Annotated in this window: 24 protein-coding genes; 17 read left to right on the top strand and 7 right to left on the bottom strand. The window is 55.5% G+C overall.

The window, feature by feature from the left end; translation table 11 throughout:
• Positions 1-36 precede the first annotated feature (36 nt).
• From FJ695_RS16800 to FJ695_RS16785, 5 genes are read left to right on the top strand one after another with little or no spacing between them, the layout of a single operon-like run.
• Positions 37-258 carry a hypothetical protein gene (locus FJ695_RS16800; protein WP_141186522.1) on the top strand — a complete coding sequence of 74 codons (222 nt, stop codon included), beginning with the start codon at positions 37-39 and terminating at the stop codon, positions 256-258.
• Positions 255-428, top strand: a complete 174-nt coding sequence (locus FJ695_RS28040) for a hypothetical protein (RefSeq protein WP_168206397.1) — start codon at positions 255-257, stop codon at positions 426-428. The genes FJ695_RS16800 and FJ695_RS28040 overlap by 4 nt, the downstream gene beginning before the upstream one ends.
• Entirely contained in the window at positions 425-1,492 is a 1,068-nt protein-coding gene (locus FJ695_RS16795) for a Rieske 2Fe-2S domain-containing protein (protein WP_141186521.1), read from the top strand. Before FJ695_RS28040 ends, FJ695_RS16795 begins: the two co-directional genes overlap by 4 nt.
• Positions 1,489-2,250, top strand: coding sequence for a hypothetical protein (locus tag FJ695_RS16790; RefSeq protein WP_141186520.1), 762 nt, complete (start codon positions 1,489-1,491; stop codon positions 2,248-2,250). Before FJ695_RS16795 ends, FJ695_RS16790 begins: the two co-directional genes overlap by 4 nt.
• On the top strand, positions 2,247-2,504 hold the full coding sequence (locus FJ695_RS16785; RefSeq protein WP_141186519.1) for a hypothetical protein: 258 nt from the start codon (positions 2,247-2,249) through the stop codon (positions 2,502-2,504). The genes FJ695_RS16790 and FJ695_RS16785 overlap by 4 nt, the downstream gene beginning before the upstream one ends.
• Positions 2,505-2,548: 44 nt before the next feature.
• Here the strand turns inward: FJ695_RS16785 and cueR are convergent, their stop codons facing one another.
• Positions 2,549-2,941, bottom strand: a complete 393-nt coding sequence (cueR, locus tag FJ695_RS16780) for a Cu(I)-responsive transcriptional regulator (protein WP_141186518.1) — start codon at positions 2,939-2,941, stop codon at positions 2,549-2,551.
• Between the two features lie 10 nt (positions 2,942-2,951).
• Complete coding sequence (locus tag FJ695_RS16775; protein WP_141186517.1) at positions 2,952-5,462, bottom strand: heavy metal translocating P-type ATPase; 2,511 nt, start codon at positions 5,460-5,462, stop codon at positions 2,952-2,954.
• Positions 5,463-5,624: 162 nt separating this feature from the next.
• On the opposite strand from FJ695_RS16775, the gene FJ695_RS16770 reads away from it, so the two are divergent.
• On the top strand, positions 5,625-5,828 hold the full coding sequence (locus FJ695_RS16770; protein ID WP_141186516.1) for a heavy-metal-associated domain-containing protein: 204 nt from the start codon (positions 5,625-5,627) through the stop codon (positions 5,826-5,828).
• 66 nt (positions 5,829-5,894) lie between these two features.
• Here the strand turns inward: FJ695_RS16770 and FJ695_RS16765 are convergent, their stop codons facing one another.
• The 5 genes from FJ695_RS16765 to FJ695_RS16745 form a co-directional block, all read right to left on the bottom strand.
• The gene (locus FJ695_RS16765; RefSeq protein ID WP_141186515.1) at positions 5,895-7,016 is read right to left on the bottom strand and encodes an energy transducer TonB; all 1,122 of its coding nucleotides are present in this window, start codon (positions 7,014-7,016) and stop codon (positions 5,895-5,897) included.
• Positions 7,013-7,414 carry a biopolymer transporter ExbD gene (locus tag FJ695_RS16760; RefSeq protein WP_141186514.1) on the bottom strand — a complete coding sequence of 134 codons (402 nt, stop codon included), beginning with the start codon at positions 7,412-7,414 and terminating at the stop codon, positions 7,013-7,015. Before FJ695_RS16760 ends, FJ695_RS16765 begins: the two co-directional genes overlap by 4 nt.
• The gene (locus FJ695_RS16755; protein WP_141186513.1) at positions 7,411-7,797 is read right to left on the bottom strand and encodes a biopolymer transporter ExbD; all 387 of its coding nucleotides are present in this window, start codon (positions 7,795-7,797) and stop codon (positions 7,411-7,413) included. The genes FJ695_RS16760 and FJ695_RS16755 overlap by 4 nt, the downstream gene beginning before the upstream one ends.
• A complete protein-coding gene (locus FJ695_RS16750; RefSeq protein ID WP_141186512.1) occupies positions 7,787-8,476 on the bottom strand; it encodes a MotA/TolQ/ExbB proton channel family protein in 690 nt (229 codons plus the stop codon). The genes FJ695_RS16755 and FJ695_RS16750 overlap by 11 nt, the downstream gene beginning before the upstream one ends.
• Before the next feature lie 86 nt (positions 8,477-8,562).
• Positions 8,563-10,635, bottom strand: coding sequence for a TonB-dependent receptor domain-containing protein (locus FJ695_RS16745; protein WP_141186511.1), 2,073 nt, complete (start codon positions 10,633-10,635; stop codon positions 8,563-8,565).
• Positions 10,636-10,898: 263 nt separating this feature from the next.
• Here FJ695_RS16745 and FJ695_RS16740 point away from each other — a divergent pair, with 263 nt between their 5' ends.
• From FJ695_RS16740 to FJ695_RS16690, 11 genes are all read left to right on the top strand, one after another.
• Positions 10,899-11,987: a hemin-degrading factor gene (locus FJ695_RS16740; protein ID WP_141186510.1), complete on the top strand. Its 1,089-nt coding sequence runs from the start codon at positions 10,899-10,901 to the stop codon at positions 11,985-11,987.
• Entirely contained in the window at positions 11,984-12,868 is an 885-nt protein-coding gene (locus FJ695_RS16735) for a hemin ABC transporter substrate-binding protein (protein ID WP_141186509.1), read from the top strand. Before FJ695_RS16740 ends, FJ695_RS16735 begins: the two co-directional genes overlap by 4 nt.
• Before the next feature lie 7 nt (positions 12,869-12,875).
• The gene (locus tag FJ695_RS16730; RefSeq protein ID WP_371708788.1) at positions 12,876-14,009 is read left to right on the top strand and encodes a FecCD family ABC transporter permease; all 1,134 of its coding nucleotides are present in this window, start codon (positions 12,876-12,878) and stop codon (positions 14,007-14,009) included.
• A gap of 53 nt (positions 14,010-14,062) precedes the next feature.
• Positions 14,063-14,845: a heme ABC transporter ATP-binding protein gene (locus FJ695_RS16725; protein WP_209011156.1), complete on the top strand. Its 783-nt coding sequence runs from the start codon at positions 14,063-14,065 to the stop codon at positions 14,843-14,845.
• Positions 14,846-15,157: 312 nt separating this feature from the next.
• Positions 15,158-17,296, top strand: coding sequence for a DUF4114 domain-containing protein (locus tag FJ695_RS28455; protein ID WP_209010688.1), 2,139 nt, complete (start codon positions 15,158-15,160; stop codon positions 17,294-17,296).
• Positions 17,297-17,579: 283 nt separating this feature from the next.
• Positions 17,580-19,157, top strand: coding sequence for an HlyD family efflux transporter periplasmic adaptor subunit (locus FJ695_RS16715; protein ID WP_141186506.1), 1,578 nt, complete (start codon positions 17,580-17,582; stop codon positions 19,155-19,157).
• Entirely contained in the window at positions 19,154-20,746 is a 1,593-nt protein-coding gene (locus FJ695_RS16710; RefSeq protein WP_141186505.1) for a glycosyltransferase, read from the top strand. Before FJ695_RS16715 ends, FJ695_RS16710 begins: the two co-directional genes overlap by 4 nt.
• A 183-nt stretch (positions 20,747-20,929) precedes the next feature.
• Complete coding sequence (locus FJ695_RS16705) at positions 20,930-22,198, top strand: hypothetical protein (RefSeq protein ID WP_141186504.1); 1,269 nt, start codon at positions 20,930-20,932, stop codon at positions 22,196-22,198.
• Positions 22,191-22,400: a hypothetical protein gene (locus tag FJ695_RS16700; protein ID WP_141186503.1), complete on the top strand. Its 210-nt coding sequence runs from the start codon at positions 22,191-22,193 to the stop codon at positions 22,398-22,400. Before FJ695_RS16705 ends, FJ695_RS16700 begins: the two co-directional genes overlap by 8 nt.
• Positions 22,397-23,620, top strand: coding sequence for a tetratricopeptide repeat protein (locus tag FJ695_RS16695; RefSeq protein WP_141186502.1), 1,224 nt, complete (start codon positions 22,397-22,399; stop codon positions 23,618-23,620). The genes FJ695_RS16700 and FJ695_RS16695 overlap by 4 nt, the downstream gene beginning before the upstream one ends.
• A gap of 3 nt (positions 23,621-23,623) precedes the next feature.
• On the top strand, positions 23,624-25,132 hold the full coding sequence (locus tag FJ695_RS16690) for an MBOAT family protein (protein WP_141186501.1): 1,509 nt from the start codon (positions 23,624-23,626) through the stop codon (positions 25,130-25,132).
• Positions 25,133-25,137 lie beyond the last annotated feature (5 nt).

The raw sequence follows: 25,137 nt of genomic DNA, 5'->3' as shown, positions 1-25,137 counted from the left end.
ACGAATGCCTCCCGTAACCGGTAAAGGGGAAGAAGAGTGCAGACCGCTGAGTTTTTGATCGATATCGGCCGTTATTACCTTTATGCCGGCGGGGCCGTTGCAGTGCTTTTTCTTGTCATCGGAATTGAGCGGGTCGAGCCTTCTGCACAGGAGTCTTACGCTTTCCGGCCATTGCTGATCCCCGGCATTTGCCTGATCTGGCCCTTGGTACTCTATCGCTGGTTCCATTTGGAACGGGAAAAGGAGGCTGAAGAATGAAACGGGCTCACCGGACCGCGCACGCCCGCATCTGGACAGTGCTTGGCATCGCGCTGCCACTGGCTTTCTTCACCATCCTGGCGCTTCGCCAATCCCCGCCTGCGGACCGGCCAGCCGTCCTTCTCGAAAAACCATCCAACGGCGAAACCTCTGGGGAGGCTTCCCAATGAGCGTTCAATACATGCCGGTCTTGTGGAACCGGAACAAGATTTTTTACGACGCTGTTCTGTTGATTGCCGTTGGGCTCTATCTCTTCGTGTTCATCCGGGTCGCCCCCGCCTTTGAAGATGTCAGCAAACCCATCGACGGCGCAATTCTCAGGATGCGGGCCTTTGGCAGCTGTGCCTTCCTGATGCTGACGATCATCTTGTGTATTGGCCCCCTCGCCCGGCTCGACCGGCGCTTTTTGCCTTTGCTCTATAACCGCCGCCACTTCGGCGTTTTGACGGCCGGCATTGCCGCGGTCCATGCCAACTACGTTCTCGGCTGGTATTTCAATTTTTCGCCAACAGACAAATATGCAGCCCTGCTGTCGTCCAACACAAGTTACGGCCAAGTCCTTGGGTTTCCCTTTGAAAGCCTTGGCATCGCGGCTCTTCTAATCCTGTTTGTTCTGGCGGCTACCAGTCACGATTTTTGGCTGAGTTTTCTCGGAGCGCCGATCTGGAAGGCGCTACATATGTCGATTTATGCCGCCTACGCCTTTGTCGTGCTGCATGTAGCGTTTGGAGCATTGCAAGGCCCCGCCGACCCGATCTTCACCGGTGTCGTGGCGGCCAGCGTTGTTCTTGTCTGCGGGCTGCATTTTATGACCGGACGGATGGAAGCTGCGCGCGAACGCGGTGAGGAAACGGCTAAAGCCTCGCTTCAAGAAAACGGCTGGGTTGTCGCCGGCGACTTGGACGACATTGATGAAGACTGCGCAAAGGTCGTAACACTGAATGAGGATGAGCGTGTCGCAATCTTCAAATACGATGGCAAACTTTCTGCCATCACCAACGCCTGCGCGCATCAGAATGGCCCTTTGGGAGAAGGCAAGGTGCTGTGGGGCTGTATCACCTGCCCCTGGCACGGCTACCAGTACAATCTGGCTGACGGCCGGGCACCGGCTCCATTCACCGAGAAAATCTCGACCTACCGGCTGAAACTGATTGGGTCGACAGTCTTGCTCGATCCCAATGCTCTGCCACCTGGGACCCATGTGGATCCGGTGGAAATTGGAGGTGCGGCATGAGTTGGCGGCAAACCAAGGACGCACCGTTTTATGTTGGCTATCTGAATGCGGTTCCGAAACCACTCCTGGTTTTTCTGAGCATATTTGCTGTGTGTTTCGCCGGTGGCATGGGCCTGGCGGCCCTGGCACTGTCTTCAACGCAAAACGACCCCGGCAGCGGCGGTTTTCAGTGGGGCAACCGGTTTGAACAGGCCGGACTTCTAGAACTCCGGCCGTATCCGGTATTCCGGGTACCAGCTGATGGCACCACCCCTGCCCGAACCTACATGCTGTCGGGCCAGGGCAAACGCGGTGTGTTTGGGCCAGCAAAGGCCAACAAGGAAACACCCGTCAATCTGCGGGGCGTGCCGGTCAACCGCGGCGATCTCACCATGATCCAGGTCGGCAAGGTCGAAGCCACGGAAGACGGACCTACGGGCTTTCAACCATCGGATCCAGTTCCGCTCGGCCGTTGGAAACTCTCTGGCGAGATCTGTGACGGCAAGTGTTACGCCGGGGCCATGCGCCCGGGCCGCGGGCTGGCACATAAAGCCTGTGCGGACCTCTGCCTCACGGGCGGCATCCCGCCGGTGTTTGTCTCCACCGGCCCGGTTGACGGCCGAACCTTCTTTTTGATGGCGGACAAGAACGGCAATCTGCTCGGCGATGAGATCAAGGATTTGCTGGCGCTTTATATCGAGGTGGAAGGCGACGTGGAGCGTCTGGACGATCTGATGGTCTTCAAGGCGGATCTGGCAACGGCGAGGATCTTGAAATGAGCGCAGACAACAAACGTCCGCAGTGGCAAGCCCTCCTCCTGTCGCTTGTGCTGACCGGTGCTTTGGCCGCGCTGGCATATTACGCCTGGATCTACACCAACATCGGTGTCCGGCAATTGCCGAGGGGATCCGGATTTTTTGCGCTTTTGAAAGACCTGCGGTTTTTTGCAGGTCTTTTGGCCGTGTTCGTGGTGCTGACCTTCGCCGACCGGATCTTCAGCTATGCCGCCGGCAAGCTCAAAAACACTGATTAGCCAGCCTTCCGGGTAAAGGGGCAAGCAGCGAAACTGCCGCTGACTTACCCCTGCTCTCCTGCAAGATCTTCCAGGATCGGACAATCCGGGCGGTGGTCCCCGGCACATTCGTGGACGAGGTGAGCCAGAGTTCCACGCATGGACTGCAGCTGCGCGATCTTTTCATCGATCTTCTGCAAATGGTCTTCAGCCACCCGCTTCACCTGTGCGCTTTCCCGGCCATCGTCTTCATAAAGGGCCAAAAGGGTCCGGCAGTCCTCGATGGTAAATCCGAGTTCCCGGGCCCGGCCCAGGAATGTCAATTTGTGCAGTTCGATATCGCGAAACGTCCGATAGCCGTTCTCGCTGCGCGGCAGGGTCACAAGGCCGATATCTTCGTAATACCGGATGGTCTTTGCAGGCAGCCCGGACTTGCGGGCAACATCACCTATATTCATTTTTGCCTCCCTACTCCGCTGCCGCCGGGACCGGCGCTGTCAGCTGTGGTTTTGGTGCTGCCCTTTCGTCCATCAAGGGCTTTATGCCGCGCAATCGCAAGGCATTGGTGAGGACAAACACAGACGACAAGGCCATCGCACCCGCCGCCAGAACCGGCGACAACAGCACACCCAGCGCCGGATACAAAACGCCTGCTGCCACCGGAATCAAAGCAGTGTTGTAGGCGAACGCCCAGAAGAGGTTTTCCTTAATGTTACGCATCGTGCGTTTGGACACCTCAAGGGCATTCACAACACCGCGCAGATCACCCGACATCAGGACAACATCTGCAGATTCAATCGCGACATCGGTTCCAGTTCCGATCGCGATGCCGATATCCGCATGCGCCAAGGCCGGCGCATCATTGATCCCATCGCCGACAAACGCGATTTTCATGTCAGCTTTGCGCAGTCCGTTCAAAGCAGCGACCTTGCCGTCCGGCAGCACCCCGGCGATGACGGTGTCGATGCCAGTCTCTGCAGCAATCGCCTCGGCGGTTTCCAACTTATCTCCGGTAATCATCGCCACCTTGAGCCCCTGCGCATGAAGGGCTGCAATGGCCTCCCGGCTTGAGGTTTTGACCGGGTCGGAAACGCCGATCACTGCCGCAACCTGACCGTTGATGGCCGCAAACAGGGCCGTCCGGCCACGCCGGGCAAGATCTTCTTCTTGACCGCGCAAGCTCTCAATCTCAACGCCTTCCCGGATCATCAGGCGGTCGGCGCCGACCAAAACCTTCTGGCCGGAAACGAAGGCACTGACGCCATGGCCGGTGATCGACACAAAGTCTTCTGCCGCCAGCTGTTTCCCACCATTTATGGCAGCTGCCCGCACAATCGCCTCTGCGACGGGGTGTTCGGACCGGCTTTCGACAGCGGCAATCCTCTCCAGAACGGTTTGCCTGTCAAATCCGTCAGCCAGGACGAGATCGGTCAGTTCCGGGCGCCCTTCTGTGACAGTTCCGGTTTTGTCGAGCGCGACGATATCGACATCTGCCAATTGCTGAAGCGCATCGCCTTTCCGGAACAACACCCCCATTTCGGCGGCACGGCCGGTGCCAACCATGATCGAGGTCGGTGTTGCCAATCCCATGGCACACGGACAAGCAATGATCAGAACCGACACACCGGCGACAAGTGCAAAGGTGAGCGCCGGATCTGGGCCGAAAATCAGCCACACAAGGCTTGTCAACACAGCTGTCACCATGACAGCAGGCACAAACCAGAGGGTGATCTTGTCGACCAGTCCCTGGATTGGGAGTTTCGCCCCTTGTGCTTCCTCGACCATACGGATGATCTGCGAAAGCGTCGTGTCCGCCCCAACCCGGGTCGCCTTAAACTGCAAACTGCCCGAACCGTTGACCGTGCCGCCTGTAACTGATGCACCAGCGGCTTTTTCCACTGGCACAGGTTCTCCGGTGATCATGCTCTCATCGACATGTGAAATCCCTTCGATCACCTCGCCATCAACCGCAATCCGCTCACCGGGGCGCACAACGATCGTATCGCCGATTGCAAGGGCATCGATCGCGACATCGGTCTGCTCACCACCGCGCAAGACCCGCGCCGTCTTTGCTTGAAGGCCGAGAAGTTTTTGGATTGCAGCACCGGTCCGTCCCTTGGCCCTTGCTTCCAGGAACCGCCCCAGAAGGATCAAGACCACAATCACGGCCGCAGCTTCAAAATACACCGCTCTAACATCATCCGGAATCAATCCCGGTAGAAAGGTTGCAACAACGGAAGAGGCGTAAGCAGCACCTGTCCCCACTGCGACCAGACTGTTCATATCCGGCGCACCCTTCAGCAGCGCTGGAAACCCTTTGATGTAAAAGCTTCGTCCCGGGCCAACCAGGACAATGGTGGTCAAGATGAATTGCAGGATCCAGCTGTTTTGCTGTCCGACCGTCATATTGACCCAATGGTGCATTCCGGGAATGACATGGCTGCCCATTTCAATGACGAACACCGGAAGCGCAAAAACAGCCGCGACAATCATGTTTTTGAAAAGGGCCAGCGCTTCTTCTTCCTTGCGTTCGCTGCGGTCCAAGGTTGCCCCGGCTTCAACAAGCGTTGCCGGATACCCTGCTGCAGCAGATGTATTCATGAGCACCTGGGGTGTCACGGTTCCCGCCGCATAAGAAATGCTGGCGGTTTCAGCGGCGAGATTAACATTCACCTCCACGACGCCGGGCACGGCTTTGAGAGCACGATCCACTCTACCGACACATGAAGCGCAAGACATCGACCCAATACTGAGCGTGAGTGTTTCTATCCGCGCCGGATACCCCAGTTGCTCAAGCGTATTGATTGCAGTGGCCGCGTGTTCGGCACCGTCCACGGTCAGCTGCGCGCTTTCTGTAGCAAGGTTCACAGTGACATCTGTCACGCCCTCGAGCCCGGAGAGACCGCGCTCCACGCGTCCAACACAGGACGCGCAGGACATTCCTTCAATGGAAAACGACAATTTTTGTTTTGGGGACATGGATGAGTCCAATGGGATGTTGATTGTTGTTCCTTCACATAAGGATTCCAGTCACTGGAAGGTCAACACGAAAGCGCAAATTTCTCCATACGTAGTTCCACCTGTTGACCATCCCATGACAAGAACCTTGATAACCAGGACACAATCGACAGGAGAGTCATCATGAAATTCAGCGTTCCGGATATGAGCTGCGGCCATTGCGTTGCGGCCATCGAGAAAGCCATCACCACATTCGAACCTGCAGCAATTGTCATCTGCGACCTGGAAAACCGGACCGTCACGGTTGATGGACCGAAGAACTCAGAAGTCATGGAAAAGACACTCCGGGAGGCCGGATATGAAACTGCGCAGCTTGCAGTCAGCTAATCCACTTTGACAAACGCGTTGCAGATGGGCTTGTCGAAACATGATGGCATTGGCAGCCAACGTTTGTCACCTTGCTCCGATCGGCAATGTAAAGGTCCAGGACTTGCGTTTGGCGCTGGCTGGTATCGCTGGAAAAGGCGCAGCCCGGCGGACCGACTTCAGCGCCACCTGATCAAAGGCCTCATTCCCTGAAGATCTCACGAGGCGAACACCCGCCACAGCACCACTTGCCTGAACAGTGAAACGGACATGAGCATCGGTCTTAAGCCGGCCAATGCTCCGAGGTGAGCGAACCGACCTCAAGACTTTGCGATGCACCCTAGCCGGATAGCTGGTCACATCTGAATTGCCGGCGGTCTTGCCTTTGCCCTTGCGTTCGGAGCCCCCCTTTTGCGCAGTCCGGTTTGATTTTCCTCCAGCTCCGGCCCGTCTGGCCGTTTGTGCCTTTGGAACGTCTTTCTGATTTTTCTTCAACCGAGTTGCAGTTTTCTTATTCTTGGTCTTCTGAAGTTTTTTGACAATCTCGCGTTTGGGCGGAGCAGGTTTCAGTTTTGGTGCCGGGACAGAGGTCTGAACCTCTTTCAAGGGGTCTACTTGTTCATTGACCCTGGTTTGAAGCCCGTGTTCCGGAAATTTTTGTGGCTGACGAGCGGCGTCGGCTAAGACTTCTTTGGCCGGTTCGGCTTGCTTACGCTCCAGGACCTCCACCTGGCGCGCGGCCACAGCCTCTGGTGCTGGCATAACCTCAGAATGAGCTGGTGCCAAAGGCGGGGATTTTACAACGGCCTTGTTCTCTTGCTTTGGCGTAACCAGTAGTTCTCCGCCTGTCTGAGCGAGTGGTATTGCCTCCATCTGCTGCACTTCAGCAACAGCGACGGTCGGCACCGCCAATGGTGGCTGAACCGGCGAGACCAGCTGCGTTGGCGCAATTTCGGCGGCATCCGTTTGAGGTCGCACGACCGGCTGTTCGGCAACAGGATTTTCTGCTGGCGGGACGGTTTCAGCTTGGGGTACAGCGCCTGCGGAAATCGTGCTGAAAGGGGAACTGCCCAGAACAATACTCTGAACCTCCCCTGCCCCGGCAATCTCAAGGTCCGGTTTAGATTTGATGGTGAGTGCGACAGCGCCGACGTGGATTGCCAAGGACAGGCACAACGCTGCTAAAAACGCCTTGCGCAGCCCGCTCATTCAGCGCTCATCCGGGTAACGATCACAACGTTTGACGCTCCAGCCGAATAAAGCGCGGCCACATGTTCCAGCAGCTTCTTCGCCGGGAGATCTGCATCTGCACCAAGCTGAACCGGCTCACGCTCACCCTCAGCGGTCTCGCGGTGCACAAGAAAATAGTCTGCGGCCGTTGTTGTCTCGTCCCGGTAAACCAAACTGCCGTCTTTCCGCACATAGAGCGCATCGGGAGGTGGCAAGGGCGGCGCATCTTCAGATTTTGAAAGCACAACATCTGGGTCCTGTGGCGGTGCCAGCTGACCCGCCACCAAAAAGAAGATCAGCATCAAAAACACGATATTGATGAGCGATATCGTCGTTTCCAACGGCCGTTTTTCTACCTTTTGCGGAAGATTGATCATTGGGATCCGGCCACAGACACATTCAGACCGTCAACCGACTTCAAAACGCCCATCACTATGACAAGCTGCTGCGTCGTGCTGCCGCTTTTCATAAACACCAGCAGGCTGTCGATATCTCGATCCAAAAGATCTCGGGCCTGCTCCTGGAGCTGGTCTTCCGACACAGGTTCCCCGTTCAAGCGCATCAGGCCCGGCTTAATGGAAAGGATTGCTTTGGGCATGGCCCCACTGCCGCCCCCTGCCGCCGGTGCGCCGATTTCCACCTGACCAAACCGGCTGAACGTTGAAGACAGCATAAAAAACAGCAACAGCAGGAAAATCACATCGACCAGTGGTGTCAGAGAGATCGGCTTGTGTTTCTTGGGCAGCGGTTCAATGTGCATAGGCAAAGGCCGGTTCGGTTACCGGCCCATCCGGCTGATAGTCCAGAATGCCGCTTTCTGGCAGCAGCAGACGCGATGTCAGGGTTTGAATGGCAATGCGTTCCGCTTCGAGGCGCCCTTCCAGCCAGGTCACGATCAATGAGACCGGCATGGCAACCGCGAGCCCAGCTGCAGTCGTCATAAGGGCGACCCAGATGCCACCTGCCAGCGCCGATGGGTCGACATTGCTGCCCGCAGACTGCAGCGCCTGAAAGGCTTCGATCATCCCCAATACCGTCCCGAACAAACCGATCAACGGTGCGACTTGGGCTATTGCTTCCAGCGCCCGGATGCCTTTGGAAAAATGATGAAGGTCGCTGGCTGCCTGGACCGAGACCCGCTCTTCAATTTCGGGCTTTTGGGCCCGTTTTTCCAAGAGTTGGCAGGTGGTCAGGACAGCTTTACCGGCGGCGCTCTTGGACCGCTGAATATGCGTAATGGCATCTCTTTGCTGATTAGAGAGCCAGGCCTGGACTCCTGCTTTCTCCCGCCGGGTATTGCCGATGCCGCAGAACAGAAATTCAAAGACCTTCACCAGGATCAAAGCCAATGCGATCACGGACAAACCGGCGATAACCGTGACAACGGGTCCGCCCAGCTGAAGAAACGACACAACTTGCTCTAAGATTTTTGTGATCATCACACACTCCAAACCTTGGAATTAAGGCCGCCCGGTATGGGAAAACGAAAAGCCATTTTCCAGTGCCGGACGGCGCCTCATTCAACTCACCAGCTGATTTGTTTGTTTAGGGTGAGTTTGAATGTCCGGCCGCGCCCCTTATCGCCGGCCAGATTGTTCTGATAGGACTTGTCAAAGATGTTCTCGACTGCTGCCCGCAGCTCCATACCGGCGAAACGGCCTTCGTCCGGCGTCCAGCTGGCAAACACATCGTGCACGGCATACCCGGCGAACGGTCCGGTCGTTGCCCCTGAATCGATGCTTGCCGCAAACAGACCGCGCCAGCCGAAATCGATGTCGTAATCGGGAACCCGCCCGCCCAGCGTGACCGCCAGCGTATCAGCCGGAATTGAGGTCAAGGTCTCGCCGGTTGCCTTGTCCTCACCGCGCACAAGGCTCAGCGCAACGGTGCTGTAGACATATTCGGAGTTATAGGCCGCTTCCAGTTCAACACCGTAGATCTCGGCTTCGTCGATGTTGACGTAATAGCGAACCGGCGTGATCTGCCCCTGGTCCGGATTGGTCGAGATCAGATCCTTCAGGTCGTTGTAGAAGGCGGTTGTTTTCAGCTGAAGCCCGTCACCATCTTGGAGTAAATCCCAGGCGGAAACAGAGAACCCGGCTTCCACGGCGTTGGATTTCTCCTTGTCCAAGTTAAGGCTAGCCGTCCGGCCTCCCGGATACCCTCTCGCCGGCCCGGACGTTGAGAACATCTCGTCCAGCGTCGCTGCACGCTCTGTATGTGCGACAGACCCAAAAATCGAGAATGTGTCATTGAATTTGTAGAGTGCTGCCAATTTGGGAGAAAACGCGACCTCTGACTGATCGGAGGCTCCAGCGATTGAACTGTCCGGCGACAACTCGATCATATCCACCCTAACCCCTGGAATAAGGGTCAGACGATCCTGCCAGATGAATTCGTCTTGAACATAAAAACCAAACTTTGTGTCGGTTCCTTCCGGGTGAAAACCAACTCCCCCGCTGGTCGTTTCTGCAATCCTCTCTTGATAGGAGACTTGAGTGCCGACCGTCAGGAAGTTCTCAAAACTCGAGCCGGACTGCTCAAAGGTGTTTTCCACCTTCCCTTGCCAGGTTCGGTAGCCATATTCGGCATCTTCAAACAGCTGGGAGGAAGAGAAAGCGCCCAAGGACGCATTTTCCTGATCAACCGCGGTATCGGAAAACGACAGGTTCACCGCCAAATCCAAGTACGGATTGTCACTGGCCGGATTCTCATAGTTCAGAACTACGGTCTGGTCTGTCACTTCCCGGTCGATTGTGCCGAAGCCCGAGGTGTTGGTTTGGGAATACTCCGTCCCATCTGCATCACTCTGCCAGCGTTGATAGGACAAGCGAACGGCCTGCTCGTTGTTGTCTCCAAAGCGATGAACGACCTTGGCCAGTCCGGAGAAGGATTTGAACGCAGAGCCCGGAATTTCAATCCCCTGGCCATCTTCGTAATCCTTGGATTTGCGGAAGTTTCCGTTCAAGAGAACTTCCGTCTGCTCCGACAAACGGGCAGTTGCAACCGCAGATGTCATGAAACCATATTTGTTGGAATCGAACATTCCCTTCAGGCGAACTGCGAAGGTGTCGTCCGGTTTCAAAAAGTCGCTCGGATCTTTCGTGGTGAAATTGATCACACCACCGATAGCACCTGATCCATAGAGCGTCGAAGACGCAGGCCCACGCAGAACCTCGACCTGTTTGTAAAGCTCCGGATCGGAGAAGAACGAACCGACCCTGTATTGCTCATAGAATTTGGTTGCTCCATCGACTGTGACGATGATTTTTGATTCATCTGATGAACTCAGGGCGCCGATACCGCGGATATTAAAGGATTGGCCGATGGCCCGGTCGCTGCCAGTCACCGTCACACCGGGAATGTCGCGAAACAGCTCCCCTATTGTTTGGGCTTGCTCATTGTCGATCGCGTCCTGGTCGAGAACTGTAACGGCCTGCGGCGTGTCGATCGCAACCTTTTCCACTCCGCTGCCAAGGACGATCCGCTGCAGCGGGGTCGCAACCTCGTCTTGCGCATGAGCTGTCCCCGATATTGCAAAAGTCCAGAGAGCTACGCCGCCAAAAAGCTGAGCATGACGGGAATTCTTGTGCCCCATTTAATTCTCCAAGAGTGCGCGTTCAGCGTCCGTTTTGCTGCCTGCCTCGCAGCACTTTTATCTTGAGTCTTCAACTCAGGTATTGCGTCAAATATAAAACATGAATATGAGAGTCAAGTATTGGATTAGTAGTGGAACCAAGAGACACACTCTTTAGAAATGTTCCAAATTACCAAGTTAACGCAGGGACTTACAGTCTTGCAGGAAACCGCCCCGTTTCAGTAACGGCGTCCGTGTTGGTAAGTGAGAAGGAGAATCTATTAATGACCACTGACCAAGTTCAAACCGTTTGCGGGCTGGACGCAGCGCAAATCCGAAAAGCACGCGCAAAAAATCCGAAGATGCGGGAACGTGACTTTGCGCAATCTCTGGACATCTCGGAAGCGGAGCTTGCCGCAGCTTTTGTTGGCTATGGAACCCGGCGGATTGAGCCACGGTTCGACAACCTTTTTTCCGGTCTTCAGCAAGTCGGAAAAGTGATGGCGCTCACCCGCAACGAAAGTGCTGTTCACGAGAAAATCGGCCCGTTCGAAAAATTCATCAACGGCGAACGGGCAGCCTTGATTCTCGGTGAACAGATCGACACACGAATGTTCCCCTCCAACTGGGTCAATGGATTTGCCGTTGAAAAACAAGATGGCAAGGATGTGCGCCGGTCATTGCAGTTTTTCGATGCCCATGGCGATGCAGTTCAGAAGATCTATGCCCGCCCGGAAACGGATATGAAGGCCTGGGACCGCCTGATCGACGAATTGGCGTTAGACGATCAGGAACCCGGCGTATTGCCGAATATCACGCCTGCACCAGTTTTCACCCGTAAAACTCCGGCTGATGGTGTGGAGTTACAGCTCCGCGATCGCTGGAAATCCTTGACCGATATCCATCAATTCCATGGACTCCTAAGAGATTTGGACCTTGACCGAGTAAGCGCGTTTGAACTTATCGGGGACGATTGGGCCTGGCGGCTCGACAACGGCTCGGTTCCAGCGCTTCTGCGCCTCGCGGCAGCCGAGGAAATCCCGATCATGTGTTTTGTAGGCAACAAAGGCTGCATCCAGATTCACACCGGAAAAATCAAAACCGTGATGGCAAAGGGACCTTGGATCAACATCATGGACCCAACGTTCCATCTTCACTTGAGAACCGATCACATCCATGACGTTTGGGCGGTTCGAAAGAAAGCCGATACCGGGCATGTAACGTCGATTGAAGCCTACGACAGCGACGGCAAACAGATCATCCAATTCTTTGGCGCACGCGGAGAAGGCAACGCCGAACGTGATGACTGGCGCACTCTGGCCGAAAACCTCCCCAAACTTGATCGTGCCATCAGCCTCGGAGCAGCAGAATGAAGTCCGTTCTACGTTTCCCTTATCTGGACGTGACAGCTGGATTGCTACTCGCACTCCTTGCGCTGATCCTGACAATAAATCCGATTTCGGCCCAAGAGATCGCCAAGCGGATCGTTGCCGTCGGCGGATCCGTGACCGAAGTCGTTTATGCGTTAGAAGAACAAGACCGGCTGATTGCAAGAGACTCAACCAGCGTGCATCCACGTGAAGTCCACGACCTGCCCGACATCGGCTATATCCGCGCGCTGTCACCGGAAGGTGTCCTCTCGGTAGATCCGGACCTTCTGTTAATGCTGGATGGCAGCGGTCCACTGGAAGCCGTTGATGTTCTTAAAAAATCCGGCGTTGGTATCGCGCATATTCCCAATCACTTTACAGCCGAAGGCATTACGGAAAAAGTCCGGGTCATCGGAAAGGCGCTTGGGGTTCCGGAAAAAGCGGAAACGCTGGCTCAGGCGCTGGAAGCTGATCTTGCAGCCGCGCAGAAAGAAGCTGAGGACAGGGACACGGATTTACGGGTTCTGTTTGTGCTATCGACGCGGGGCGGACGCATTATGGCTGCGGGCCGGGACACGGCCGCCCACGGCATCTTGGAATTGGCTGGAGCCACGAACGCGGTTCAAGATTTTCCCGGATACAAACAACTCAGTGATGAAGCCATCTTGAGCGCAATGCCCGATGTTGTGCTGATGATGGACCGCCACGGCCGTTTTGGCGCTTCCGCAGATGAACTTTTCAGCCACCCTGCCCTTGCCCAAACGGCGGCCGGCAAAGCGCGCCGTCTTATCAAAATGCCGCCGGATTACCTCTTGGGTTTTGGTCCGCGCACGGCCGATGCCATCCGGGATCTGGCACAGGAGCTGAGCGGGATGCAAAGCTGACATGGCTATGAGTGACGTTCTTTCAACGCGGCCGGGTCGCGGGTTTGCCCATGTCCTTGGCCTGACCGACCTGAAAAACGGTGACCGGGCCGGTCTGGCGCTCTGGGTGATCGGGCTTTTGGGGATGGCACTAGCGGCAACAATGCTCGCCAGTGTTGCGATTGGGCCAATTCCAATCCCGGTTCTATCGATCCTGCCGCACATTCCAGGTCAGATTTTTGATCCGGGTAGCCCGCTGCCGGAGGGTATTTCCTTGCGCGATTGGATCGTTGTCATGGAAATTCGGCTTCCTCGCATCCTACTTGGCGCCTTGATCGGAGCGGCGCTGGCTGTCTCAGGTGCGGTGATGCAGGGGCTCTTCCGGAACCCGCTTGCCGATCCCGGCATCGTCGGCGTATCGGCCGGAGCCGGGCTCGGCGCTGCATTCTTCATCGTTTTAGGCAGCACCACCCTGGCCCCGGTCATGACCGTCCTGGGGATTTATGCGGTCCCCTTTGCGGCCTTCACGGGCGGCTTGATCACCACCCTTTTGCTTTACCGGATCGGGACACGCGGAGGGTTTACCTCCGTTGCCACCCTGCTCTTGGCCGGCATTGCTCTCGGCGCTCTAGCCGGTGCAGTTACCGGCGTTCTTGTCTACATCTCCAATGACCAGCAGATGCGGGATTTGCAGTTCTGGGGACTAGGCTCGCTGGCAGGCGCGAACTGGGAAAAGATGGCATCGGTCGCGCCGATCATCCTTCTCATGTTGTTTGCAACGCCCTTTCTGGCACGTGGACTGAACGGTTTGACCCTTGGCGAAGCAGCAGCAGCGCATATCGGCATTCGTGTCCAGCGGCTTAAAAATATCAGCATTCTGCTGGTTGCAGCCGCCACCGGCGCGTCTGTTGCGGTCAGTGGCGGTATCGGCTTTGTCGGTATTGTCGTGCCGCACCTTCTGCGCCTGACCATTGGGCCAGACCACCGCTACCTGCTACCTGCTTCCGCGCTTTTGGGTGCCTGTCTTTTGATTGCAGCTGATACGCTCGCACGAACCATCGTTGCGCCAGCAGAGCTGCCGATCGGCATCATCACCGCCTTCGTTGGTGCACCGTTCTTCCTGTGGATCCTCTTGAGAAACCGGGGGCAAATGGGGCTATGACTTCAGCAGCATCACACATTGCCAGCGGAAACATCGACCACCGGCCCCGTGGGATATTGGACGTTTCAAATGTCAGCGTTAGTCTTGGCCGGACACAGATCGTCAATGATATGTCGTTGACAGCGTGCGCCGGCGAACTCCTTGCCATTATCGGCCCAAGCGGCTCGGGCAAAACAACGCTCTTGAAGGCGATAACCGGCGAGCGCGGATACACTGGCAGCTTGAGCCTGGACGGCACCGAAATCTCTTCGACCACGCCGGAAGCACAAGCACTCGTGCGCGGAGTATTGCCTCAGGCCAGTCATCTGTCGTTTCCACTGACCGTGTCAGAAGTCATCGGGCTTGGTATCCTCGATCGGAGCGCAGGCCGCGCAGACCGGGCACAGCGGATCAAAGAGGCATTGACCAAAGTTGGTTTACCCGGATTTGACGGCCGGACCTATCAGGACCTTTCCGGCGGGGAACAGCAGCGCGTTCAGCTGGCCCGGGTTCTGTGCCAGGTCTGGGACCCGGTTGCGCCAGATGGCACCCCGCGTTGGCTGTTTTTGGATGAACCGGTCTCCAGCCTGGACATCAAACACCAGTATCAGATCATGCAGCTAGCCAGGGACTACGCCAAGAGCGGCGGCGGTGTTGTTGCGGTCATGCATGACCTTAATCTGACAAGCGCTTTTGCCGACAAGGTTCTGGTTATGAAGTCCGGGATTAAAGTTCGGCACGGCGTCTTAAAGGAAGTCTTTTCAAGCGACATCCTGAGCCCCGCATTTGAGATGCCCCTGGAAATCAGCAACACGGGCCAAGGTCTCATCCGGGTCATGCCGACCTTCTCTCGTTGAACCCAAGTTATGGCAACGCGGGTTCGGAAAAACGGATGAGCAAGTGACCGTGTCTCAGACCCATTTGGCGAGCCGGATCAGCAGCCGGAAAACCTGTTCCACATTAATGTACCGCCCAAATGGAAGTTCCCAATTCGGATTTTCAAAATTCGATTTTGCAAACCGGGGTCGATTTCTTTTGTCGGCAACCCAGCTCTATGTGTTGTTTTTTAAGCAGAAAATGAAACAATCACCGGCCGTCAAAACTGGCCTTCAACCTGCACCACTCCTTCTGATCTGCGACTCAACGCATCAAAAGAAGGAGTGGTACAGATGGCAAGCTTGCCTGCAACACGCCCCATGATCGGCACAAACGAAGACGACGTTCTCACCGGCACACGGCACTCTGACGTCATGTCCGGCCGGTTCGGAGACGACATCATGACAGGCCAGAACGGCAATGACGAAGTCTGGGGCGGCACCGGGGATGACACACTCTATGGCAACAACGGAAACGACATCCTTTACGGATCCGGCGGACCGGATCTCATAGATGTCACCGGCATTGAGATTGTTGATGACCACCCAGTGTCAGTGGTGTTTGAAGGAGAAACTGCCGGTTACCGCAACACATTCGGCGACTACAAGGTCCAGGACGACGGATTGATCACCGATGTCGAGATCCTTTGGCCCAATGCCTCCCTGCAAGGCAGCGGCGGAGATTTGGTTCAAGGCGAGAGCCGGGAGTTTTTGGATGTTGAGGCCGGCGACCGGATCGGCTTTTTCATCATCTCCAACGGCTACAGCCTAAACAACGGCTACCAGGGCCTGGACCTCGATGTCACACAAGATACGGAAAATGCTCCAGAACTGGTATTCCGCGACGATGACGGCAACCAGGCAACGATCCACAGCGACGGACCAAAGCTCTATCATATTGCGGCCGATGGCTCGGAAACCTGGATCCGCACACATGCCTACCACACGGCAGCCTTTGAGGAGACCGCCGACCTCAACCCGGATGGGATCCTGCACACTACGGGCGTTCTGAAAGCCGACGCCGGTACAATTACCCTTGGTTTCGAGGACCTCTACAATGGCGGCGACCGAGATTTCGACGACAGCGTATTTACGGTCGATATCGGTTTGGCGAACGCCCTCGTTCTCAACGCACACTATCAGCAGGAAACGGACGGCAGCGATCCAGAACCTGAGCCGGGAAACGGCAATAATGTCGACGAAATCGAACGCTCCGACAATGATGTTCTGATCGGCGGCGACGGCGCTGATGAATTGCACGGACGCTCCGGTGACGACGACCTATCCGGCAACAATGGTCACGATGACCTTCACGGCGGATCAGGCAATGACGAACTCAACGGCAACGCGGGCCAGGACAACCTTTATGGCAACTCCGGCAATGATCACCTCTACGGCGGCAACCATGATGACAATCTGAACGGCAACAATGGCGACGACGCTCTTTACGGTGAAGCTGGCAATGACACCCTGATCGGAGGCACCGGCAACGACTATCTTGAAGGCGGGAATGGGGATGACACTCTGATCGGCGGGTCCGGCGACGATGTCCAACTGGGTGGATATGGCAACGATACACTCCGCGGCGGTGCTGGGAATGATCAGCTCGACGGCGGAAACGACAACGACGAACTCGTGGGCGGCGCCGGCAACGACATTCTAACTGGAGGGAATGGAGAAGATGACCTGACAGGCGGAGCTGGCAACGACCAGCTTGATGGTGGCGATGGCGATGACAGCCTCATTGGCGGATCAGGCGATGATGTCCTGACCGGCGGATATGGTGAAGACACCATCCGAGGCGGGGCTGGCAATGACGAGCTCCGTGGCGGCAACAACGCCGACAGCCTCTATGGCGGCCATGACGATGATGTCTTCTTCGGCGATGCTGGCGATGACATGATGCACGGCGGCCGTGGCAATGACACGGTCGATTACTCCGCCTTTGACGTTGACCTGTCTGTATCGCTTCACAACGCACGGGCCCACGGGCTGGAGATTGGAACCGACACCATCAGGTTCATCGACAACATCGTCTCGGGAGGCGGTGATGATACGTTGAAGGGATCGAGAGGAGTCAATGTGATCGAGGCCGGCGCCGGCGACGATTCCATCCGGTCGTTGCAGGGTGCGGACACCCTGACCGGCGGAGCCGGAAGCGACACCTTCGTGTTCCGAACCTACGATCTGGATGAAGCTGATGTCATTACCGACTTTGAGATCGGCATCGACCTTCTGGACTTCAGCCACTTGGCTGGCAGCACAGACGATCAGACGTTTTTGTCCCGCCTTCAGTCCTCGTCTGAGAGCGGGAACCTGACACTGTCTGCGGACTTGTCGGGAGGCGGTGCCTATACGGATGTCTGTATTCTCAACAATGCGGACAACGAAACAGTGACCACCTTGTTCGAAAATGACTGCTTCATTTTTTAGTCAAGAAATAGCCCGGCCGTGACCTTCAAAGTCGCGGCCGGATTATCAGATGCGACGCTTACGTCTTTGCAAAATGGGAAACTTGGACCTCCTGCCTGCCGGCAGTCCGGTTTCCAATTTTGCAAATCCCAAATTATTTCCGCGAACGCCAATTTGAATATAATCTATTATTTCAGCTACTTGGACTGATATCAAAAACTGGCGGCTTTGGATTTCCTAAGCAAAAACAACTGGCATTGTCCTTGCGTCTCTCCGGATACCGGCGACATCAAGGGAAGCACCAGTGAACATTATTCACGAAAGGCCCAGCCAAAGGCTGCACTACAGGGTAACAGCACCGATGCGTGTCACCCTTGATGCGCAGACCGTCGATGCTGTGGATTGGGGGCTCGGTGGCTGCCGGATCTCCGGCCTTTCAGAACCGCTTCCGGAAATCGGTTCGCGCCACACGCTGTTCTGCACACTCCCCTTCCAAGGCTTCAATATCACCTTGAAAGCGGAAGCAGAGGTCGTCCGCACGCAGCAAGAGACCGGTGAAACAGCTTTTAAATTTGTCGAACTTGGCGAGCGCGAAACTGCCTTGATGCAACACTTCATTGAAGATCTTGTCCGCGGCAAGATGACTGAAGTGACGGATACCATCGTCCGGATCGACACACCGGTGACACCGGTTCCGACCAAACCAGACCCCAATCCAGCACAAAGCATCCCGGTGCGCAGATGGCCTGTCAGACAGATCATGATGACGCTGTTTTATCTGATCCTCGGTCTCGCTGTTTTCGGGTACGTCGGCGTTTACATCTTCGCGACCCTTTTCCGTCTCGAGGTGTCAACGGCGGTCGTCAGTGCGGACCGCTACGAGGTGACGGCACCGGTAAGCGGTCGCCTGACGTCTTTGAACGTCCGCACCGGTAACATTGCCGCCGCACACCTTCCCCTCGCCTTTATCGAAAATGTCCAGCTGGTTACTGACATCCGCAAAGCTGAAACAGCCTTGATGCAGGCTCAAGTCGAGCTTGCTGAACACGAGCTCTACCTGAAGGCCGAGGCGGACCGGGAAACCGGTTACAGTTTGGTCGCCAAAAACAATCTCCGTCAGGCTCGCGCCGAAACGGTGTCCCTCAACCTAGCAGTTGAAACTGCACGCGACCGGCTAGAACGTTACAAAAACTTGTTTGACCAAGGATATTTGAAACGCGATGTCCTGGCGACAGCGCAGCTGGAGCTGGCTGCTGCGGAAAGTGGACTTGAGAAACATCTCATTCATGTCGCTGAACTAGAGCAGCTTGGCGCGACCGCACAAGACACTGGCGTTTTGAATGGTGAAAAGTTCAATGGCCTGAAGCCAGAACGTATCGCTGAAGTTGCTCGCTGGCAAAAGGAAGTCGACTTTCGGATTGCGGATTTGAAGCAACTGAAGGATCAGCAGATCACCATTCCGATTTCAGCCGGTTCGAACGCAACGGTTGTCGATGTCATTGCCGCCGAAGGCCAGACATTGAAGGCGGGTGCTCCCATCGCTGTTCTCGAAGAGGATGTTCACAGGACGATCACTGCGTTCCTCACCCAAGAAGAAGTACCTCAAATCCGCAAAGGTAGCCCAGCGCGGATCTATGTTTCCGCGGAAGACAGATGGATTGAGGCGACCGTCAGCCAGATCAACCGGACAGATGGTTTTGTCGATGAAATCACTCAAATGCACCGGTTCAGAGCCCCTGATTCACGGTCTGCGAAAGTCCAACTCAATACAAGTGAAGGCGAGCTGCCGGCCTCCGGAACACCAGTGATCGTCTATTTCGAACGTCATCGGTCCAACAAGGTGCTGCGATTGGTGTCCCGCTACTTTGGAGGCACGGAATGACTCAGCGCCAGCATCAGAGTTTTATCGTCGACGAAATCACCGACCAGCCGAAGGGATTGAACAAGTGGACACCGTTCGCCCTGTTTCAGATCACCTTGTATTTCGGTCTGTGTTTTGTCGGCCTGACGACCTTTGAAAACGTGTTTTTCAGTCCGTCGACCAAGGAAATTACCCTTGTGATCGGCCTTCTTGGAATTTGGCGCTACGGCTGGTGGTTTACCCATGCTGTCCGGGCTTGGATCTATGGCCGGTTTGTCTATCCGTCCATGCGCGATGCCGGCAAGAAAGTATGGGCGGACGGCTGGCGGCCACGGCATCTGCATTTCATGATGACCACCTACAAAGAACACCGGGACATCACGGAAAAAGTCATCCGCTCGATTTGCCGGGAAATACGTGATGCAGGCGTTCCAGGAACCATCTGGCTCGGCTCTGGCGACAGATATGATGAAGATTTGATTGAAAATCTCCTGATCCGGGAATGGCCTGACCTAGCCGTTACACTGCATGTTGTTCGTCAAAATCAGCCTGGCAAACGGCTCGCAATTGGCCTTGTCCTCAGGGCAATGAGCCGCGGCGACGTTGAAGACGACGATCTGATTATCTTCATGGACGGAGATTTCATCCTTGCCAAGAATGCAGTCGGCGCCTGCTTGCCGCTGTTCAAGCTCTACCCAGACCTACAAGCCTGTACGACGGATGAAGAAGTCTTGTGTATCGGCCCGCGCTGGATAGCAAACTGGCTGACGATGCGGTTCGCCCAGCGCCGCCTGGCGATGCAATCACACTCATTGTCCGGTCGCGTTCTTACGTTGACGGGTCGGATGTCGGTCTTTCGCGCCAATCATCTCACCAAACTGAAATTCATCCGCCTGCTGGAAGCCGATCACTTGGAACATTGGCTTTGGGGCAAATTCAGATTCCTGTCCGGCGATGACAAAAGCACCTGGTACTTCATGTTGCAGTCCGGTTGCCGCATGCTCTACGTGCCCGATGCCATGGGCTACACGGTCGAGGTGATCGAAGGCTCCGGCATGGATCGGATGGTGCAGAATTTCCGCCGTTGGTCCGGCAACATGCTGCGTAACGGAAGCCGCGCTTTGGCGCTCGGGCCCGGCCGGATGCCGTTTTTCATCTGGTGGTGCCTGTTGGACCAGCGGGTCTCCATGTGGACGATGCTGGTCAGCCCGGTTCTGGCTGTCTGCACAACCGTGCTGTTCGATCCCTTCTATATCTTTGGTTATGTTGTCTTCATCTGCATCACCCGCATGCTGCTGTCGCTGTTTTTGTATCGATATGCCCGCAAGGTGGATCTCAGCTATCCGTTCATTCTCTATTTCAACCAGCTGATCAATGCTTCAGTGAAGGTGTACTGTATTTTCCGTCTCTCCAAACAACGCTGGTCGAACCGGGGAGATCAACGCGCAGGCGAAGGCGATGGATTGATCGCAACATTGCAAAACTTGATGGCCGGATATCTGACTCTGCTTTACGTCACCATACTTTTTGTCGGTGTCTGCCTGATGGCCGGGCTCATCGAACCGCCAAGCAGCCGGATGATATTCCATGTGCTTGGCGTATCGGCATAGACCCATGCACATCTCAGTTTTCCCGTTTTGCAAAGGCAATTTTCTAACATCGGAAAACGGGCCGGTTCGCAAATTCGCAACATTACTATAACCCTCTGATTCTTAAATCATTTCAACATATGAAACAGCTGGCCTTCTTTTTGAATGTCACTCCCTGAAAAGCAATTGATCGGGGTGTTTCAAATGAGGTTCAAACCAAAACTTTATACGGCAGCAATGGCTCTGACGGGTTTGGCCGCTTTGGCTCCGATCGCTTTTAATGCAATCGTGGACTCATTTGATCACAACAAACTTGTCGATCTTGGCCTCAACAAAAAAGAGATCAGCGTCAAGGCGCACTACCCGCTTTACAAGATGATCGAATATCCCAGGATCAAGGCACCGACAGTCATTCTTGGGGACAGCCGGGCGCGTGCGCTGCAGGACAAATACTGGCAAGAGCTTGGCCGGAACGATGTCTACAATTTCGCGTATGGCGGAGCGACAGTTTACGAGATCTACGACACCTTCCAATACTTGAAGGAAAACGCGGACCTTGAAACCCTGATCATCAGCCTGCCGCTGCGCAGTATGGATGCCAGGTTCAAGGGCGGTATGAACCGCGTCCCAGAAGCGATCTCGCTTGCTGAAAATCCATTCAGCTATTATTCAAACTGGTTTGTTGCAAAGACCGGATGGCGTCTTCTGGAGGACCAATTTCCAGAAGCATTTGCTGCGTTCGACCGAATCTCTTTGCTGAGTGTCGCAAGAGCAGAAGCTGCCGATTTCACCGCGCCCTCTCAGTTGTCTCTTGACGCCCTGCTCGACCCAGCACTTTGCGACGAATGTGCTCTCAAGACTCCTCCTGGCAAACTTATCCTCCCGGTCCTCCATCGCGGCTACGGTATCGGCCTCGGCTTATGGGGAGCCTATTGGCCGCGCATCGACCTCGACCGCGATCTACCTCAGCTTTTTGCCAAGCAGGTCGGAACCAACGGAGCGGCCGATTGGCGCCGTTTTAAGGAATCCGATGACCTTTGGGCGAAGATTGAAGAAATCGCAGACTGGACTGATGAAAATGGCGTTCAATTGATATTTCTGATCCCGCCAACGATCTCAGAAATGCAGCGCCGGATCGCGGACTTCGGACTGAATGGTGCCAATCACCAATTCCGGGACCGCCTATCGACCCTGGCACCTGTCGTCGACCTAGATTTCGACACGCCCTTCACCCGGGACCTCAACAACTTCACAGACGCTTATCATTTCGGATCGACACCGGCCCGCCGGATTGTGGGCGAACTTCTGCAGATCATCACCTCTGACAGTGCCTCTACAGCCTTGGCATTGAAACGCCGATCCGGCCTCGCATGCCCGGTTCGCCAAGAAGACATTTCTGAAACCCGAACACACGGAACCCTTCAGCTCATTGAAGGCCAGAACTGCCGGATATGGAGGCAAGTCAATGGTTAGACGGATTGTCGAAGACACTTTGCTCGGCCTAATCGGATTCGCCATTGGCATGGTCATCGGCGCAAGCCTCATGGGGCCAGAAGACTCACTCAACCATGATCTGAAGATGATCGATTGGTTATTGGATCGCGGCCACGTTCATGAGGAGCAAATGATTGAGATTCGCTACGCAACCTTTGATTTCGTGGAGCCACCACAATGAAAAAAGCACCGACAAAACCAATGCTTTGGAAGCTACTGCTTCTTGGTACGATCCTGGGTGTATCAGGCACGGTGGCATTGATCGACACACCGGCTCAACGCAAGTCCCAATCAGCCCGAATCGATCCATCCATTGAAGAAATGCTCAAGCAAGCGCGGGGCCTCCAAAAAGTCGGCCGCTGGGAAGCCGCAGCCGATCTTTTAACCCAAATCGCAAACGATGGGCACCCGACCGCACTCTATCATCTAGGCAGAGCTTACAAGAATGGCTGGGGTGTGGAGGCAGACCTCGATCAAGCCCGTCTGATCTTTCTGGAAGCGGTCAAATACGCTTTCGCCTATCGCGGTGAAACTGCTTACGAACTTGGCCGCCTGTTTCAGCGGTCAACCGGAGAACACTGCGCGGAAATCGCTTTGCAGTGGTTTCAAAAAGCCCTTGGATGGGATTACCCAAAAGCCCATGTGCAACTCGCCAAACATTTTGAACGCGGCATTGGCGTCGAACGTGATCTGGATTTGGCATTTCATCATTATGAAAAGGCCGCGATTGCCGGCTATCCGTCCTCGACGATTAATTACGCCCGCATTCTCCTGACAGGCCGCTACGGGTCAACGCCGGATCTAGACAAAGCCCGTTTCTGGGCTGCAAAAGCGATCGAAGGCTTGGAAAGAAAAGCCCGTGACGGGTCTGCAAGCTCAGCCAAAACCCTTGGCCGCATCTATCGCGACGGCGAATTTCTGCATGCAGATCATACCCAGGCAAAGACCTGGTTTTTGCGGTCCGCGGAGCTCGGAGATGCCGGGGCCATGCATGATTTGGGGCATCTGCTGCTCAGCGGCGGCAAGACCAGCGAAGCTACTGAAGGTTTGAAATGGCTGCGCCTCGGCGCCAAGGCAAAACACGGCGGTGCCCTGACTTCCCTTGCACGTCTGCATTTAAAATCAGAGTACGGCCTCGATCCGGTGGAGGCTGTTGATCTGCTGGAGCGCAGTGTCGCTGTCGGTCATCCCGGCGCGATGGAAGAACTCGCCCGGCTTTATGCCACCGGCACATTTCTTAGTCAGGACCGTTCCAAGGCGATCGAACTTGCCCAAAAAGGGGCGGATCGAGGTCACGTCGGCTGCAAAAACCTCCTCAAAGATTTGATGCAAGCCGATCAGCCAAATGTGACGGCAATCGAGCGGTCTCCCTTAAACCCCGATGATCAGAAGGAGGGGTAAGTCATGGTCTTTAGTTCCCTCGAATTCATGTATCTCTTTATGCCGCCGGTTCTGCTCGGCTATCTGCTGCTGCGTCATTGGGGATGGGAAAACGGCATCATCTGGTGGCTAACCATCGCGTCCCTGGTTTTCTATGCTTGGTGGACGCCCATTTATCTGCCGCTTCTGCTCGGCTCTGTTGCCGTCAATTTTGGCTTCCACCGCACTTTGCGGAAATATCCGGACCGCTACCTCCTCACGGTCGGGATAGTCTTTAACCTCTGCTTGATCGCGATCTTCAAATACGCCGATTTCTTTATTGGTAACGCCAACTTTCTTGCCGGAACCGACTTCCCAATGCTGCACCTGGTGCTGCCGCTTGCGATCTCGTTCTTCACCTTCCAGCAGATTTCGTTCCTGATCGACACCTACAAGGGCAACATCACACACTGCGACTTTCCGCGATACATGCTCTTTGTGGTGTTCTTTCCGCAATTGATCGCCGGCCCGATCGTTATGCAGAAGGAGACAATCCCGCAATTCCGGCTGCCTGTCTTCCAGAACAAACTGGTCTTGAACCTCGCGGTTGGCAGCACGCTCTTTGCGATTGGGCTGTTCAAGAAGATCGTTTTGGCGGACGGAATTGCTCCCTACGCCAACAGTGTCTTTGCGCTGGCCGAGACCACAAATGGCGTACCTTTGGAGGCGGCCTGGATTGGCGCCCTCGCCTACACCTTCCAGCTTTACTTCGACTTCTCCGGTTATTGCGATATGGCCCTTGGCCTGGCGCGCCTCTTCGGCATCCGCCTGCCGGTCAACTTCAACTCACCTTACAAAGCGACCAACATCTCCGACTTCTGGCGCCGTTGGCACATCACCCTGTCGCATTTCCTGCGCGACTACCTCTACATCCCGCTCGGTGGCAACCGCTCGGGGCCGGTTCGCCGGTATGCCAATCTGATGGTGACCATGCTGCTCGGCGGCCTGTGGCATGGAGCGAGCTGGACCTTCGTCTTCTGGGGTGGTCTTCACGGTGCTTATTTGGCCATCAATCACGGCTGGTCTGCTCTTTCTGAAAAAGGGTATGTGCCAAACATACTTCCGCGGCCTGCAGCGCTTCTCGTTAGCCGTGGCCTCACACTTTTGGCCGTGATCGTTGCTTGGGTGTTTTTCCGTGCGGAAAGTTTCGACGGGGCCAGCAACATCCTGGCCGGAATGACAGGCTACTCCACCGTCTACGAACCCAAGCTTTGGGAAGCTTTCGCAACAGGAACCATGCCGGTCTGGGCCGCCATGACTGCACTTGCTGCGATTGTTTTCCTGCTGCCGAACTCCATCGAACTGACAGAGAACTACAACCCCGTTTTGGGTCTTAAAAAACTGCTGTCTCAACGGAAATCGGAAAACTTCCTGCCGATCCGCTGGAAGCCGTCACCACAATGGGCCTTGGGCGTCTCGATCCTATTTGGCATCGCTCTGATCCAAACGTATCGGCTCGCAGAAATGACCGAGTTCATCTACTTCAATTTCTGAGGGCA

This window comes from Labrenzia sp. PHM005 (assembly GCF_006517275.1).
Taxonomy (GTDB): domain Bacteria; phylum Pseudomonadota; class Alphaproteobacteria; order Rhizobiales; family Stappiaceae; genus Roseibium.
Note: the sequence above shows the minus strand (reverse complement) of the source record. Positions and strands in the feature narration are given on the sequence as shown.